This window comes from Marinifilum sp. D737 (assembly GCF_026672275.1).
Taxonomy (GTDB): Bacteria; Bacteroidota; Bacteroidia; order Bacteroidales; family Marinifilaceae; genus Marinifilum.
This window is the reverse complement of sequence record NZ_JANQCD010000015.1, coordinates 1-17492: the sequence shown is the minus strand read 5'-3', so window position 1 is coordinate 17492 and position 17492 is coordinate 1. Positions and strand designations below refer to the sequence as shown.

Annotated in this window: 13 protein-coding genes and 1 tRNA gene; 4 read left to right on the top strand and 10 right to left on the bottom strand. The window is 35.0% G+C overall.

The window, feature by feature from the left end:
• Positions 1-77 precede the first annotated feature (77 nt).
• The 3 genes from NQ163_RS10510 to NQ163_RS10500 form a co-directional block, all read right to left on the bottom strand.
• Positions 78-2468: a TonB-dependent receptor gene (locus NQ163_RS10510; RefSeq protein ID WP_268190289.1), complete on the bottom strand. Its 2391-nt coding sequence runs from the start codon at positions 2466-2468 to the stop codon at positions 78-80.
• A 109-nt stretch (positions 2469-2577) separates the two neighbouring features.
• Positions 2578-4230, bottom strand: a complete 1653-nt coding sequence (locus NQ163_RS10505; protein ID WP_268190288.1) for a Zn-dependent hydrolase — start codon at positions 4228-4230, stop codon at positions 2578-2580.
• 512 nt (positions 4231-4742) lie between these two features.
• Positions 4743-6887: an HD family phosphohydrolase gene (locus tag NQ163_RS10500; RefSeq protein WP_268190287.1), complete on the bottom strand. Its 2145-nt coding sequence runs from the start codon at positions 6885-6887 to the stop codon at positions 4743-4745.
• Positions 6888-7065: 178 nt separating this feature from the next.
• On the opposite strand from NQ163_RS10500, the gene NQ163_RS10495 reads away from it, so the two are divergent.
• Both NQ163_RS10495 and NQ163_RS10490 read left to right on the top strand, forming a co-directional pair.
• Complete coding sequence (locus tag NQ163_RS10495; protein WP_268190286.1) at positions 7066-7863, top strand: C40 family peptidase; 798 nt, start codon at positions 7066-7068, stop codon at positions 7861-7863.
• 48 nt (positions 7864-7911) lie between these two features.
• On the top strand, positions 7912-8349 hold the full coding sequence (locus tag NQ163_RS10490) for an NUDIX hydrolase (protein WP_268190285.1): 438 nt from the start codon (positions 7912-7914) through the stop codon (positions 8347-8349).
• On the opposite strand, the gene NQ163_RS10485 is transcribed toward NQ163_RS10490, so the two are convergent.
• The 7 genes from NQ163_RS10485 to thrS all read right to left on the bottom strand — a co-directional run bounded on the left by NQ163_RS10485 (position 8341) and on the right by thrS (position 14640).
• On the bottom strand, positions 8341-8982 hold the full coding sequence (locus NQ163_RS10485; protein ID WP_268190284.1) for a WbqC family protein: 642 nt from the start codon (positions 8980-8982) through the stop codon (positions 8341-8343). The two genes, NQ163_RS10490 and NQ163_RS10485, sit on opposite strands and share 9 nt — an antisense overlap.
• A 92-nt stretch (positions 8983-9074) precedes the next feature.
• Positions 9075-10463: a signal peptidase I gene (lepB, locus tag NQ163_RS10480; RefSeq protein WP_268190283.1), complete on the bottom strand. Its 1389-nt coding sequence runs from the start codon at positions 10461-10463 to the stop codon at positions 9075-9077.
• A 33-nt stretch (positions 10464-10496) separates the two neighbouring features.
• Positions 10497-11210 carry a 4-hydroxy-tetrahydrodipicolinate reductase gene (gene dapB / locus NQ163_RS10475; RefSeq protein ID WP_120239043.1) on the bottom strand — a complete coding sequence of 238 codons (714 nt, stop codon included), beginning with the start codon at positions 11208-11210 and terminating at the stop codon, positions 10497-10499.
• Between the two features lie 222 nt (positions 11211-11432).
• Positions 11433-11786, bottom strand: a complete 354-nt coding sequence (gene rplT, locus NQ163_RS10470; protein ID WP_120239044.1) for a 50S ribosomal protein L20 — start codon at positions 11784-11786, stop codon at positions 11433-11435.
• 90 nt (positions 11787-11876) lie between these two features.
• Entirely contained in the window at positions 11877-12065 is a 189-nt protein-coding gene (gene rpmI / locus NQ163_RS10465; protein WP_425593783.1) for a 50S ribosomal protein L35, read from the bottom strand.
• A 46-nt stretch (positions 12066-12111) separates the two neighbouring features.
• Positions 12112-12666, bottom strand: a complete 555-nt coding sequence (gene infC / locus NQ163_RS10460) for a translation initiation factor IF-3 (RefSeq protein WP_268190358.1) — start codon at positions 12664-12666, stop codon at positions 12112-12114.
• Positions 12667-12687: 21 nt separating this feature from the next.
• The gene (gene thrS / locus NQ163_RS10455) at positions 12688-14640 is read right to left on the bottom strand and encodes a threonine--tRNA ligase (protein ID WP_268190282.1); all 1953 of its coding nucleotides are present in this window, start codon (positions 14638-14640) and stop codon (positions 12688-12690) included.
• 360 nt (positions 14641-15000) lie between these two features.
• On the opposite strand from thrS, the gene NQ163_RS10450 reads away from it, so the two are divergent.
• Together NQ163_RS10450 and NQ163_RS10445 are read left to right on the top strand one after the other, a co-directional pair.
• Complete coding sequence (locus NQ163_RS10450) at positions 15001-17214, top strand: S9 family peptidase (RefSeq protein WP_268190281.1); 2214 nt, start codon at positions 15001-15003, stop codon at positions 17212-17214.
• 184 nt (positions 17215-17398) lie between these two features.
• Positions 17399-17471 (top strand) — tRNA-Gly (locus tag NQ163_RS10445).
• Positions 17472-17492: the final 21 nt, after the last annotated feature.

Below are 17492 nucleotides of genomic sequence, written 5' to 3'. Positions count from 1 at the left end.
TAGAAATCATCAAAAATATAGCCGGTAAGCATTGCTTACCGGCTTTTATTTTTTGATTAAGTCAGTAAATGTTAATTCTATAGCTGATACTGTAATCCTATTACAAAATTCCTTCCAACACCGGCAATTCCTGAGGAATACGGACGATATCTTTTGTCAAATATATTCTCGATTGAAAAGTTAAGATTTATTGAGTTTGTAAGTTTATAATTGTTGTTCCAACTAACAATTAACCACTCGGGAGAATAAGGATTGCCATTCTTATCCTCAGCATACAGATAAGCTTTGTCTTTTTCGACCTCTGCAAGATCTTTGTAAGCTATTTTAGCATTGTACTCTAATGCAATATTGGAAGATAGTTTATTTGACTTATAATCCAGTTTAAATGAGCTAAACATTGGGGCAACATGCCTTACAGGGCTACCGTCTTTGTATTCGCCCTTGTTGTAGTTCATATTTGCTGTAGCAGAAAAGTTTTGATTGATTTTTGCAATGCATTGGAAGTTTACTCCCCATATTTTTGCATTATCAGCATTAACAATGGCTTGAACTTCACTTTCTGCACCATCGTAAATTATGGTGTTTTGACCATTAAAACTGTAGTCGCTTCGGATCATTGCATCATCAAGAAATGAATAAAATGCATTGATATCAATAAAAAATTTCTGATTAAAATTCTTACTGACATTAAAGTCGAGATTGTAAATATATTCTGGTTTTAAGTCTTTGTTGGGAACAACCACTTTTCCAGGTTCAGAATCAAAGACTTTACCTATGTCATCAATGTTCGGAGCTCGAAAACCTGAGCTTGCATTAAATTTAAAATCCCAACCAGAATCGGAATTGTATGTAACACCTACGCCTCCATTAAGTGCCCCGGTTGATAAATCAAGATTGGTAAATGGAAAGTCATAGTAGGTATGATCAAGTTCAGAATTGATCCGGATATGAGAATATCTGATCCCTGTATTTAAGGTCCAGTTTGAATTCAATTTGTGTTTGATATTGCTGTAAAAAGCAAGTGTTGAGTATTTTGATTGATCAGGATAACGACTTGCAATTTCCTCAAAAGTATTGGTTTCAATATGGGAACTGTGTCCTTTCGATCTTAACCGATTGTGAGTCATTTCTGCTCCCCAAAACAAATGGGTTGATTTTGATAATTTTTTTTCAGCATCGGCATTTACGATATAGATCTTTAATTTCTCCGATCGATTTCGTTTCGTAGTAGAGGAGAATTTTCTGTCGTGGCGACTTTCTTTATAATTTTGAAATGCTGCAGTTAACCTGAATGAATCATACAAAAGATTGGCTTTCTTCAATGCAAGTTGAAAGTTGTGCATTTGTAATGTTTGTGGCCCGTAATACCATTCTGCATACTTTAGCTTATCTCCTTTGTATTGAATTAATCTGTCGTAACGAGGAATATTAGAACTTGTTGTGTAGTGAAATCCATAAAGCAAATCGGTATTTTCAGAAGCTTTGTACCTGAGCTTCTGAACCAGGTTGAATTGCTTGTAGCCTGATTTTTTTTGGGTTTTAGGATCAGAATTAATGATTATTTTGTCCGTCCCATTTTCTCTAATCACATATTCATTTCTTAAATACTCGTTTGGTCCATGACTGCCCATTTTTTGATCATCAAAATCACTGTAAGTAATGCTTCCGGCATAACTCAAACGTTCTTTCCCAATATTATAGGAAACATGGTTCATGAATTCATTATTGGCCGATGAATAGCGGTTTTTGTATCTAAAATTGGTATTGGTTTTTCCTGAGGTAGAAAAAAGTGGTTTTATGGTATGAAAATCCATCACACCTCCAATTGCATCGCTACCATATATAATTGAACCAGGTCCTAAAATTACTTCTGCAGATTCCAGACTGTTGGCATCAATACTGATCACATTTTGCAGGTTACCACTTCGGTAAATCGCGTTATTTAAACGAACGCCATCCACAACCAGAAGAACCCGGTTTGCTGCAAAACCTCTAATCATTGGGCTACCACCTCCTAGCTGACTTTTTTGAATGTAAACCTGATTACATGATTTTAAAAGCTCAGCCGTGGTTTGTGAGTTGGAATTTGTGATTTCGGCCTTGTCTAATTTGTGCACTTTTAAAGGGACTTCTTTGACATTTTGTTCCCATTTATTTGCAGAAACTACCACCTCTTGTATGGGGAAAATATTTGAATGTAGTTTAACAATGTAGTTTTGATTTTTGATATCGTTAAAATCCACTTCCAGGTTCTGATAAGATGGATGCTGAAAGTGTAAAAACTTTTTTTCTTTAAATTCTGATAAATCAGCAATCCCAAATTTGTTAGTTAGTATGGAATTGTATTTGTTAAATATGTATACATTTTCAATTGGCTTATTGGATTCTTTATCAATAACTTTAATTTGTTGCGAAAAACTTAAAGTTGCAATTAATACAAGTAAGAAAGAGCTTAGTAGGCGTAACATATATTCTATTATTAAAGAGAAAACTCAAATATATGATTAATCTTTTATTTTAAGTATAAAAAAGGGCATCTCTTGGATGCCCTCTAAAAATTACATGTTACAAGCAATATTACTTTTCAGCAATTATTACTTTTTCTCCTTGATCATAAGTTAAGTCTTTAGGAATTTTTGCACGTTGAATTCGATATAAATCTTGCAATAATTCATTTCTGATATAGCCTTTATCCTTTATAAGTTTATCGGCAGCTGCGTAATCACCATTCCCTTGAATTTCAAGAACCATTTTTGCAAGCGATTCAATTGCTTTTTCCATTTTGTAATCATTGATTTTATAGGTTCCTGTATTCTGATGGTATTTAAAAGCTTCATGTTCCTGGAAATAATAGAAGCGTATCATATTTGCTACACCTTGAGCATCTGTAACACCAAATCGAATCGATCTAAATACATCGGCCATATAGGTTACATAGTTGTCAAGCATATCTATTTCTTCTATTTGTCTCATGTTGTGAACCTGATTTAAAAGGTACATTCTTAGTACATCATTTTTTAGCTCATTAATTACATTGTAATGCTCTTTTAAGGCATCTTTTACATCTCCATTTCCATTAATTGTGTTGGTGATATCAATTCCACTGGTTAGTTCAAAGAAAATGGTATTTAAGAAAAACGATTCAAAATTTACATGTTTACGTTGCTTTTCATCTATTACCAATTCACTTATTGGATTTAATATTTTGTTGAATTTAGCTTGCATTACATTTTTGAAATATACTCTTTTTGCATCTGAGGCATTTTGAAGTCCCACAGGAAGATTTAAACCAATTAGTTTATTACCAGCGTTGCAATAGCCTGAGTTATATAGAACATTATAAATTGACAGGTTGGCCTTGCTACTAACAGATTCAGCTTTAAGTTTGTCATCTACAGGTAAATTTTGTTGCAAGAATGGCAATAGTGAAGCGTATTTGGATACGTTGTTGGTACATTCGTTATCTCTTAATAGAATAAAGGCACCATAGGAATATTTTGTCCAAATTAAGTGATCTTCTGTATTTACAATAGGACCTGCAATAAAATCAAGTTGGTTGTTGCTAAGCCCTAGCCAAAGCTGATCACTTTCTGTAAAGTTGTCAGAAGTAAGATCATTAGCTCTTTGGAGTAAATATTGCTTGAAATCGTCAGACTCAGATAGAATTGCAGCTTTCTTCAAATGATCAGCAGCCAATTGCAATTGCATTTTATAAGTAACATGATATGGAACGACTTTTAATTTACCATTATCATCTCTTGTTAGGTTTGTAAATGCACCGTATTTTTCATCGTTGTTCAATTGAAAGAACTCTTCCTGATTGATATCAGCAGGAAAAAAGCCAATGCCTAAAGGTCTTGGAGGAAAGTCTTCTGTAAAAGGTTTAAATCCATCTAATCTATCCCAAGGACCATAATTTATTTTGGCATACTGTTTCATATCAGGATCTTTGATGTTATTTAGCAGGGCATTTTTATCCCCATAGGCTTGCATCCAATAAATATCATCAATGGCGTCGGCAGCTTTTATTAAATGAGAGAACAATTTTATTTGTTGAGCAGAGAGGGAGTTTAAATCAGCAGAAAGTTTAACTTCTGCATAATTGGCTAATTTTCTTTGTATCACAGTATCGCCAGTTTTTTTGTCTTCTGCCTTTTTTTCAGGTTGACAAGACACTGCAAATGCAATTGATACAATCAGACCGAGTAAAAATATGCTATTCCGTATCATAATAGTAGGGTTTTGGGTGAAGATTAAGTAAACAGATGCTTATACATCATATCCATTTCACATGAAAAACTAATATGTTTTGCATGAAGCTGGCCACAATCTATAAGTTACAAAAAATAGGAGTGGGAAAAAAATTGAGTTTTCCGAAACTGAGGGTGAAAGTAAGCTGGATCAGAATGAAGAGAGTTGAAGGGTAATAACTACTGATATTGTTGTTTTAGAGTGCACGCTATTAGTAGGATTCAAGCCGAAGTTTTTAGTGGTTTAAAGGGGAAGTCTATAACAAGCGTGCTTTGCCGTTCTATTTTTGATAGGTATTAAAATTATTCTTAACGCATGTCAAAAATGATTTAGACACGTGTCAAAAAATATTTTAACACGCGTCAAAAACCATTTTAGCATGTGTCAAAAATGATTTTCACACATGTTATAATTTGCAAACGTAATTTCGTATCAAATAAAACGAGCTTAGGTAGAAAGGTCTATCTAAGCTCGTTTTATCTTCAAGTTAATTAATTTTTGTTTTTTATCTCTTTTGGATATTCAATTCTTGCATGGTACACATTAATCAAGTTGTTGGTGAAAATCTCCTTTATTTCGTTGATATTCTTAAAGGTGATATCCGCATTGGCGAAACGATTTTCTTTTACCTGCTTGTCAATAATTTTATCGATCAACTCGCGAATGGTTTCGGGAGTTTTTTCTTTCAAACTTCTCGAAGCAGCCTCAATACCATCAGCCATCATTAAAACAGCGGTTTCTTTGGTAAAAGGATCTGGACCAGGGTATTGGAATTTCTCTTCGTCAATCTCTTTATCGGGATACTTGTTTTTAAAGGATGTGTAAAAGTACATCACTTTACCTGCACCATGATGAGTTTCAATGAAGTCGATAATTTGTTGAGGCAATTTGTGTTTTTTTGCAATTTTTACTCCATACTTTACATGGTCGGTAATGATTTGTGCACTCTTATCAAATTCAAGATCATCATGAGGGTTTTTGTTTGACATCTGATTTTCGATAAAATAAACCGGATGTTTCATTTTACCAATATCATGATAAAGTGCACCAGTTCTTACCAGTAAAGGATTACCTCCAATTTTATTGATTGCAGCTTCGGCAAGATTTGCAACCTGCAAGCAGTGTTGGAATGTTCCTGGCGAATGTTGAATTAGCTGTCGCAATAGTGGATGGTTCTGATTCGATAACTCTATTAAGGTAACATCTGAAAGGAATCCAAATAATTTCTCAAAAATGTAAATTAATGAGTAGGAGAAGGTAAGTAACAGTCCATTAAAAGCGAACCATACAAAGTTGAACCATTCAATTTCTTCTATACTACCTTCTTGCGTGATCGCGAAAGCGAAATAAACTACACTGTAGGTACAGAATGTAATAATAGCGGTTAATACAAGCTGACCACGTCTCTCCAATCTAGGCAAACTGTAAATGGCCATAATACCTGCTGCCAATTGAAGGAATACAAACTCGAAGCCGTTAGGGGCTAAAAATCCGGTGATTAAAACCGTAACAATGAAAACAAACAATGCTGTTCTGCTATCCATTAGTGTTCGCACCACAATGGTGATGAGTGCAAATGGAATAATGTAAATGTTAACATCAACGTTTTGATTCTGGAGTTTTAATACCAAAGTGGTGAGAGCAACGAATAATGAAACCAACAGAAATATGAAAAGAAGTTTTTTGTTGTCGTGTAAGATTTGTTTTCTAAAGTTTCGCAGGTATAGAAACAAGAGAATCACACAGGAAATGATTAATAGTGCTTGTCCACCAACAATTAGGTAATGATTTTGCGATGCACCTAAAAAGTTTTCATATTCTTTTTTTAGTGATTCTAAAATTAGAAAGGTATCGTCGTTAATTACATCACCTCTTAAAACAATACGAGTTCCAAAATCAACTTTGCCCTTGGTTAGTGAAACGTTTGAAAGCATGCTGTTTTTAATCTGATCGGACATGGTTTTGTCGTAAAACAGATTTTGAGTCAGGTAAGAATCAAGATTTAAATTCTGAAGAAAACTTTGAAAAACAGGCTTGTTGTAATCAGTTTTTAAATTTTCACTAATGTTTTCATAGGCAGTTCTAGCCGAGTATACATTATTGGTAAGAACTTTCTCATTAATGTTGTTTACTGACCTGTTAATTGATTCAGGTATTTCGAAATTGTATTGTAGCTTTTCGTTTTGAAAATCAGCAATCCCAATGTTATAATAATTTTTAAGGTTTGTTTTTAGGTAATTATAGCATAGTAATTTTTCGGCATCCGATCTCTTTTGAGAATAATTTAGCTTTTTATAGGCTGAAGACCTTTCAAAACTTCTCCATTTTTTCTCAAAATTCTTTTCAAACCTTTCTATTACCGATGGGTAAACGGAAGTGTCAATTTTAAAATAAGGGCTGAATCGATTCAAAATACTATCTCGATCCTGATTTAATTCCTGCTCAGTTTTTAATATGGAAAAATCGAAAGGAGCAATAAGTGTTTCATGCATCCAAGGCTTACCTTTCTGATATTCATACTTAAAGTTTCCCGTATTCGGGAATAGAAGCATGATCAGTACAATGGTAATTGTTGTAATGGTAAAGCGATAAATGTTACTTAAGTTTTGTCGAATTAACCTAAAGTATTTATTCATTCTATTCTGATTAGGAGTGTTGAAATTCTTTTTATAAAATTAGTTGAATATTTTTTGGTAAAAAATATTTATTCCTTTCTTTTACCTTCGATATATACAGCAAATATATCAATGCAAATGTAAAAACATAATTATATTTTTTATATTTGATTGATAACAATCATTAAGCAACCACTACATGAATTACGGAATTTCCGATTTAAGCATCATCCCGGTTCGAAGCGAACCTGCTGAAAAAAGCGAAATGGTAACCCAAATTTTATTTGGAGAGCATTTTGAAGTTATTGAGGATGTTGAAAACTGGAGCAAGGTAAGATTGGCCTACGATAATTACGAGGGTTGGGTTGATACTAAAATGATAAGTGTTATCAATGAAGAATTTTTTAATCTGCTAGCTACTCAGTCACCAGCGGTTGCAAATGATACTTTTAATCTGGTTTTTCAGGAGAAAGATTATTCAAATAAATTGATTGTACCTGGAAGTTCCTTCCCATTTTGCGATCGAGAAGAGAAATCTTTTAAAATAGGAGAGAAGAAGTACTTCTACCAGGGAAAAGTGACAGAAAATGGAGATGAAACGAATGTGCGTGATTCCATAATTGAAGCAGCATTAAAATATTTTAATGCACCTTACCTTTGGGGGGGAAGAACACCTTATGGAATAGATTGTTCTGGCTTAACACAAATTGTTTACAAGCTGAATGGAATTAGTTTACCTCGCGATGCCAGTCAGCAAGTTTTGGTGGGTGAACCATTAACTTTTGTAGAAGAAGCAATGCCAGGTGATTTGGCCTTTTTCGATAATGCCGAAGGTAAAATTACACATGTTGGTATTATTTGGGACAGACACAAAATTATCCATGCTTCCGGTAAGGTGAGAATTGATAATGTCGATCATCAAGGAATTTTTAATGTAGACACCAAACGTTACACGCATAAATTAAGAGTAATTAAGCGAATTATTGCCCAAGTCTAATTTATTTTACTCATTTACTCATTCACTCATTCATTCACAAACTACATCATGTATACATACGAATATCCACGTCCGGCATTAACTGTTGATTGTGCCATTTTTTGTAAATGTGAAAGCAATCACTATGTGTTGTTAATTGAAAGAGCTAATGAACCTTTCAAAAATAAATGGGCATTTCCTGGTGGTTTTGTTGATATGGATGAAGATTTGGATACTGCAGCGTATCGTGAGTTAAAGGAAGAAACAGGTTTTGAAGGCGTTTTTATTTCACAGTTCAAGACATATGGAGCTGTAGATCGTGATCCTAGAGGACGCACGGTTTCGGTTGTTTATTTGGCTCAAATGGAGGCAGAATCCTTACCACAAGTTAAAGGCGAAGATGATGCATTAAAAGCTCAATGGATTGATGTAAGTAAATTACCTGCCTTGGCATTCGATCATGATGCAATTATGCAAGATCTTAAAGATCACCTTTCATTACTTTAGGCAGGATTCCAGATAGTACGAACTATCAGGACCTAAATTAAATATCAAATCCAAAATGCTTAGGTTGGGAATGAAACCATGTTTATCGCCAAAAACTTGAGTGTAAGTTTGTGGATTGAACTTGGTATCATCTATTCCTTTTTGGGGTTTTGGATGAATTACATTTCTAAAATCAGCAATGTTAGGAGTGTTTACAGGAATAAAATCATCGGTTAGTGAGTTCTTGTTTTCTATTTCCAGGATTTCACAAATCTCTGATTGAATTTCAAGATTAAAATCTAAAAGGAAGTCCCATTTTTGCTTAAAAAATCGTTCTAAATCATCGATGTAATATTCGTAAAAAGGCGATGATTTATAAGCAGATTCTATCCCTTTCCAATGCAGTTTTTGCCAGTTGGTGTCGTAAGAGATCTTAACATCTTTGGTGAATACCTTTTTATTGGTAGCCTTTGCCACTGGAACAGAAATAGCCAATGCTCCGTTTGCTCCATAAATATTACACCTGTTGCGATACGATTGCTTTGAATAGTTTTCCCATTGTTCAATCATCACATTAGGATACTGAATCAATTTGCAATAGTACTGAATTGGTGCAAAATATGCTGTTGAAAGTAGAGCTTTAGTATTTTCCATTGTTCTTCTGTTTGGATTGCGAAACTATAAAAAATATAGATAAAAGAAAAAGGCATCTTTGCAGATGCCTTTACTTATATGATTTCAATATCTTAGTGTATCCACTTGAAAATTCTATCCCATCTGATTTTTCCAAAACCGCTTTGATCCTTATCAAGCGATAGCCAGATGAATGAAGCTTTACCTACCACATGGTCTTCCGGAACATATCCCCAATAACGAGAATCTGCTGAGCGGTGACGATTATCACCCATCATCCAGTAGTAATCCATTTTAAAAGTGTAGGTATCTGCAGCTTTCCCATTGATGTAAATAATAGAGTCTTTTACTGTCAAATCATTAGCTTCATAGGCATTAATTGCTCTTTCATACAATGGAAGAGTTTTCATGTTCAGCTCAACGGTTTGTCCTTTTTGCGGGATTACAAGAGGTCCAAAGTTATCTCTGTTCCAGTTGTAATGTTCGCTAAATGGGAAAACATCTTCTGGAGTGCCCACCCCATGAACCATCTTCACCAATGATGAAATATTGCTTAGCTTACTTAGTTTATCGGCCTTTTCTTTTGATAAAGGCATGTGATAAACCGAACCACTATGGCTAATTTCGTCTTTCGCGATATTCATTTCCTCTAATTTACGAGGATTGATCATGCTGCCATTGGTACGTATTTCATAATTGTATTGCACTTCTCCAACTTTATCTTGAGCTTTCCCATTGATATAAAGCTGCCCGTCTACACTGGAAATGGTATCACCTGGCATGGCAACGCATCTCTTTATATAGTTTTCACGTTTATCAACCGGACGAGTGGCAATTTCCATATTTTGAGCGAAGTATTTGCGAGCAACTTTCATATAGGCATTATCAGATTGAAGTGCACGTCCTCTTCTCATGTCATTTTCCTTTATGGTTGCAGTAGCAGCTCTTAATTGAGAATAGTAATCTGGATTTTCGGCTCCTACCACAATGGTATCTCCTGCGGGGAAATTGAATACCACAACATCGTTACGTTTTATCTCATTCAATCCTGCAAGACGCTTGTAAGGCCAGTTAATCCATTCCAAATATGATTTGGTTTTGCTTGTCCCAGGCATGGTATGGTGTGCAAAAGGGAAGGATAGAGGTGTGTTAGGTACTTTAGGACCATAAGCTACCTTACTTACAAATAAGTAATCGCCAACAAGTAATGATTTTTCCATCGAACTGGTTGGAATTGTGTAAGCCTCAATAAAGAACATTCTAATGATTGTTGCGGCGACTACTGCAAAAATAATGGCATCAATCCATTCAACAGTTGTACTTTGTTTCTTAACTCCTTTTTTCTTCCAAAAGGCCCAATGCACCCTTTTGCTGATATAAACATCAAAAAGGATAGGTAATCCTAATAAAAGCCAATAATTGCCAATCCAAATAATCATTAATAAAGTAATGATTAGCGCGATTGAAAATTTAAACCATTTGTTTCTTAGTATGTTTGCCATTCAATTGTATTTAAATGATTACTCAATTTTCTTTTATAGTTGAAGCAAATCTTTCATGCCATAAAACCCTTCTTTTTTCGGCATAAACTCGGCTGCCAGCACTGCTCCCAAAGCAAATCCTTTTCTACTGTATGCTTGATGTTGAATCATAATTTCATCAACTTCGGAATGCCAGGTAATGGAATGTGTACCAGGAACTGCACCGTGGCGTTTGGCCAATATGCTAAGTTCATCTTCCTTCATGCTGGTAGCTTCAATCCACTTTTCCTTTTTAGGATGATTTTCAATAATCCCATCAGCTAATGTCAAAGCAGTTCCACTCGGAGAATCCAATTTGTGAATGTGGTGAATTTCCTCCATATCCACATTGTATTCCTTAAATGGAGCCATTAGTTTGGTTAGCTTCTTATTCAATTCAAAAAACAGATTTACGCCCAAGCTAAAGTTCGATGCATAAAAGAAACCTTTGCCTTCAGCACATTGTTTCTCAATTTCTGGTAGTTGATCAAGCCAGCCAGTTGTTCCGGATACAACAGGAACATTAGCTTCGAAGCATTTTAAATAATTGCCAAACGCCGAATCTGGATTCGTAAACTCAATGGCAACATCAATATTTTGTAAATGATCTGCACAAAGATCTTTTGGATTGTGCTGATCGATAATTAATCCGATTTCATGGCCACGATCCAGAGCAATTTGCTCTATTTCTTTACCCATTTTTCCGTAGCCTATTAATGCAATTCTCATTTGTGGTTTATTTAGTGGGAAATTGGTTTGGTTAATAGCTTTCCCTTGTTATGATTTCAAAAATAGTAAATCCAAAGCATAATAATGTCAAGCATTGCAGCTATTATTATGCTTTTTCGATAATGTACTTACTGAGGGCAATAAGTACTAATTATTAGGAGTTGAAACGTAAAAAAGGGATTGTGAAACACAACCCCTTTTCAAAGTAAATAATTTATAGTACTATTTAGCTGCTTGTGCTTTACCCACTACAGCTTTAAATGCTTCTGGATGATTTACAGCTAAATCTGCTAAAACCTTACGGTTAATTTCGATGTTAGCTTTGTGCATCAAACCAATTAATTGTGAATAAGAAAGACCTTCAAGTCTTGCTGCTGCGTTAATACGCTGAATCCACAATGCTCTAAAGTTTGATTTCTTTTTCTTTCTATCGCGGTAAGCATATTGCAAACCTTTTTCGAAAGTATTTTTGGCTACTGTCCAAACATTAGCTCTTGCTCCAAAGTTACCTCTGGTTTCTTTTAAAATTCTTTTTCTTCTAGCTCTTGAAGCTACAGAATTTACTGATCTTGGCATAATTCCTAATTTTTGAATGTTAGCGTTCCATTTAAGGACTCTTTGGTGCTAACCACTCGGTTAATAACTAAAAAAATCAATAACTGATTCTTACAACATGTTAAGCATTAACTTAACGTTTTTCTGGTCTGCTTTATTTACAGTACCGAAGTAGGTAAGATTTCTCTTCCTTTTAGTGCTTTTTTTAGTCAAAATGTGACTTTTAAAAGCGTGCTTTCTTTTGATTTTTCCAGATGCAGTCAAAGTAAATCTTTTCTTTGCACTGCAATTTGTTTTCATCTTAGGCATTGTACAAATTTAAAAATTAATGTATATATAAATTATTCTACTTTTTCTTTGGAGTAATGAACATAGTCATACGCTTACCTTCCAAACGAGGCATTTGTTCAACTTTCCCTAATTCTTCAAGATCTTGAGCGAATTTTAACAATAAAATCTCACCTTTATCTTTAAAAAGGATTGAACGTCCTTTAAAGAAAACGTATGCTTTAACCTTAGCTCCTTCGTTAAGGAATTTTTCGGCATGTTTCAATTTAAAGTTGTAATCATGTTCGTCGGTATTTGGTCCGAAACGAATTTCTTTTACAACAACTTTAACCGCTTTAGCCTTCATTTCCTTTTGTTTCTTTTTCTGCTGATAAAGAAACTTTTTGTAATCGATGATCTTACAAACTGGTGGATCGGCTTTTGGTGAAATTTCAACTAAGTCCAATTCTTGTTCTTCAGCAAACTTTAATGCTTCTGAAATTGAATAAACTCCTGGTTCTACGTTATCTCCAACAACGCGAACACTGCGGGCTCTAATTGCTTGGTTAATCTTGTGTTGAGCCTCTTGAGGTCTTCTTTGACCTCTATTGTTTCTGTGATGAAATCCAGCTATGGCTAGGTCCTCCTATTTTAGTTAGTAATTCTCGATAGAAGACAATTGTGCTTCTACTTCTTTATTAATAAATTCTGAAAATTCTGTAATAGTCATAGATCCCATGTCACCTTCTCCTTGTTTACGAACTGAAACTGTATTTTCTGTAGCTTCTTTCTCGCCAACAATAATTAAGTATGGGGTCTTTTTCAACTCGTTGTCACGGATTTTTCTTCCGATTTTCTCGTTGCGATCATCTAATACGGCGCGAATATCGGAATTATTTAACGAATTTAAAACTTTTTTTGCATAATCGTTATATTTTTCGCTAATTGGCATGATAACAGCTTGTTCAGGTGTTAACCACAATGGGAATTTACCTCCTGTATGTTCAAGCAATACTGCAACGAAACGTTCCATAGATCCAAAGGGTGCACGGTGAATCATAATTGGTCTATGTTTCTGGTTATCACTTCCTACATATTCCAATTCGAAACGTTCTGGCAAGTTGTAGTCAACCTGAATTGTACCCAACTGCCACTTACGACCAATTGCATCCTTAATCATGAAGTCAAGCTTTGGGCCATAGAATGCAGCTTCCCCGTATTCCACTACAGTGTTCAAGCCTTTTTCTTCTGCCGCTTCGATAATTGCTTTTTCAGCTTTATCCCAATTTTCTTCAGCACCAATATATTTTGCATGATTTTCTTTATCACGAAGAGATACCTGAGCAACATATTCGGTAAAGTTCAATGCTTTAAAGATGATGAAAATGATATCGATTACCTTTTTAAATTCATCTTTCAATTGATCTGGAGTACAGAACAAGTGAGCATCATCCTGAGTAAAACTACGAACACGAGTTAATCCGTGAAGCTCTCCACTTTGCTCGTAACGATAAACGGTTCCAAATTCTGCAAAACGAACAGGAAGGTCTTTATAAGAACGAGGTTTGAATTTATATGCTTCACAGTGGTGAGGACAGTTCATTGGTTTTAGCAAATACTCTTCTCCTTCTTGTGGAGTTTGGATTGCCTGGAATGAATCTTCGCCATATTTGTCGTAGTGACCTGAAGTTTTGTACAAATTAATGTTACCAATGTGCGGTGTGATAATTTGCTCGTATCCAAATTTCTTTTGAACTCGCTTTAGGAATGATTCCAGGCTTTCGCGCAATTGAGCACCTTTTGGCAACCAAATTGGCATCCCCTGACCAACATTTTGAGAGAAAGTGAACAATTCCATTTCCTTACCCAATTTTCTGTGGTCACGCTTTTTAGCTTCTTCCATCATTACCTCATACTCGTCAAGGTATTTTTTCTTTGGGAAAGTAATACCATAAACACGAGTAAGCTGAGGACGTTTTTCGTCGCCTCTCCAGTAAGCACCAGCTACCGAGTTTAGTTTGATAGCTTTGATGTAACTTGTGTTTGGCAAGTGTGGACCTCTACACAAATCGGTAAATCCACCTTGTTGGTAAAAGCTAATTGTACCATCTTCCAATTCGTTGATCAACTCAACTTTGTACTCCTCATTTCTTTCACCGAAAAACTGAAGAGCTTCCTCTTTTGTTACATCGGTTCTTTTATATTCGTTCTTGCTACGTGCAAGTTCAAGCATTTTCTGTTCAATCTTAGGAAGATCTTTGTCGGTAAGTACCGTACCATTTCCTAAATCAACATCGTAGTAAAAGCCCATTTCAATTGCAGGACCAATACCAAATTTTACTCCTGGGTACAATACCTCTAAGGCTTCAGCCATTAAGTGAGCTGAAGAGTGCCAAAAAGCGTGTTTCCCTTCTTCATCATTCCAAGTGTGAAGCTTAATACTTGCATCTTCGTTAATCGCACGTGTAAGATCATACAACTGATCGTTAACGGTTATCGACAAAACTTCTTTTGCCAATCGACTGGAAATGCTTTTCGCGATCTCGATACCAGAGATGCCAGCTTCAAACTCTTTTACTGTTCCATCTGGAAATGTAATTTTAATCATCCTATTGTTTTTAATTTTTATTCACACCGCTACAAACCAGCATGATATACTTAAATAGAAAATATGAATTTCGTGCTAATATTCAGTTAATTGAGATAATAAATCAACCATTTTGAAATTCAATCCACAAAGATATAACTTTCTGTTCAAATAGAACTTTAAATTGTGAGCAATATTTAGCATTTCAATAGATTTGGCAATTTCTTACGATAACAGGTTAATTTAAGACGAGGATGGAGACTTGTAATGCTTGTTAGTTCTGATTTATATCAGGATTAAAAATTTTTCTTTTCTCTAAAAAAGTAGAATCTTTGGACTTTGTAAATACAACCTATACAAATTGTAAATAATTCAACAAACATGAGAAAAATAAGATTGATTTTAACATCAGCTATCGTGATGTGTTTCTCACTCGTAGTTTTTGCACAACAAGAGGTGAAGAAAATAAGCATGGAAGATTTGATGCTAAATCGCACATTTGGGCAAAAATCGGTGTATGGCTTGCGCTCGATGAATGATGGTGTACACTATACCACATTGGAAGGAAACGGAACTAAAATTGTAAAGTACAGTTTTGCGACAGGAAAAGTTGTTGAAACACTTTTCGATTTAAGTGAAATGAAGGATACTGACTTAAAGTATATCAGTGAATATACATTTAGTAATGATGAGAAGAGGCTGCTTTTGACAACAAATCAGGAAAGAATTTACAGAAGATCGTTTACGGCTGATTATTACGTTTATTCGTTTAAAAATAAGGAGTTGGTTCCCCTTTCGAAAAATGGAAAGCAACGATTGGCAACTTTCTCGCCAAATGGCAATAGAATTGCTTTTGTAAGAGACAACAACTTGTTTATTCATAATGTACTTTTCGGATCGGAAATTAGAATTACCAAAGATGGTGAGTTCAATAAGATTCAAAATGGTACACCTGACTGGGTTTACGAAGAAGAATTCGAATTTAATAAAGCCTTTACATGGTCGCCTGATAGTAAGTTTTTGGCATACATGAAGTTCGATGAGAGCGAAGTGAAGATGTTCAACATGAATAAGTTTGAAGGTTTGTATCCACAAGTAAAAGAAAATGCTCTTTATCCTGAAAACTATACTTACAAATATCCAAAAGCAGGAGAGAAAAACTCAGAAGTAAGTGTATGGGTATACAATGTTGAAGATCGTATTACCAAGAAAATGAATGTAGGCGAGGAGAAGGATCAGTACATTCCACGATTGAAGTGGACCAAAGATCCTAAAAAGCTAAGCATTTACCGTTTGAATCGTCATCAGAATAAATTGGAGTTTTTGTTAGCTAATGCCAAAACAGGAGAGTCGGATGTAATGTATACACAAGAAAACAAGTATTACGTTGAGGAGCGTAATTTCGATTTCTTAACTTTCCTGGATAATGGAACTCAATTCATTTATCCAGATGAGAAAGATGGATTCAACCACTTGTATTTGTTTGATATGATTACTGGAAAACCAGTTAATCAAATTACATCAGGAGATTGGGACATGACAGATTTTCTAGGTTTTGATGAAGCGAAGAAAGTATGTTACTACGAATCGGCAGAGGTTTCGCCAATGGACAGAAATACTTATTCTGTGAAATTGAATGGAACTGGAAAGAAATTGATTACTCCTGCTAAAGGAACCAACAGAACAGTATTTAGTAATGGTTTTAAATACTATATCAATTATTTTTCGAGTGTTACACAGCCAAACACAGTTAGCTTGTATAACTATAAAGGAAAATTGATTCGTGTGTTGGAAGATAACAAGGCTTTGGTTGAAAAGTTGAAGAGTTATCAATACAATCCAAAAGAGTTTACCATGTTACCAGCAGCTGATGGTATGACCATGTTGAATGCCTGGATGATTAAGCCATTCAATTTTGATCCTTCTAAAAAATACCCTGTGGTAATGACTCAATATAGTGGACCAAACTCCCAAAGTGTTGAGAACAGATGGAGCTTTGATTGGTACCAATATCTTGCTCAAGAAGGATATATTGTGGTTTGTGTTGATCCTCGTGGAACTGGTGCTCGTGGTCAGGAGTTCCGCAAGTGTACCTATATGCAGTTGGGAAGATTGGAATCGGACGATATGATTTCAGCGGGAAGAGCATTATCCGGGGAATCCTTTATCGATGAAAATAGAATTGCAATATGGGGATGGAGTTTTGGTGGATTCATGTCATCGCTTTGTTTGGAGAAAGCTCCTGATGTTTTTGCAGCGGCAATTGCAATTGCTCCGGTAACCAACTGGAGATACTATGATTCGGTTTATACAGAACGCTTCATGAGAACTCCTCAGGAAAATCCTAAAGGTTACGACGATAATTCTCCAATTAATCATGTAGACAAACTACAGGGAAGCTTATTGCTTTGCCATGGAACTGCAGATGATAACGTTCATGTACAAAATGTTTATGAGTTTGCTGAGAGATTGGTTCAAGCTGACAAGCAATTCGAGATGCAAATTTATACCAACAGAAATCATAGCATTTACGGAGGTAAAACCAGGTTACATCTGTACAAGCGTTTTAATAAATTTTTAAAAGATAATTTATAAGAACGATTTATGCTGATTTAAATATAAAAGGGAAAGAATTGAGAAATTTTTTCCCTTTTCTTTTGTACAAACACTCAGAAATTTAGGAGGACAATTGACATTTTTTTGAAAAAAACACTTGCGAAAACCTAGGGAATATCTATATTTGCATCGCAAAAGTAAGAACAAAGGTTCATTACAGAATGCGAGAATAGCTCAGTTGGTAGAGCATAACCTTGCCAAGGTTAGGGTCGCGAGTTCGAGTCTCGTTTCTCGCTCAAAACGGTTTTTCTTTTCCG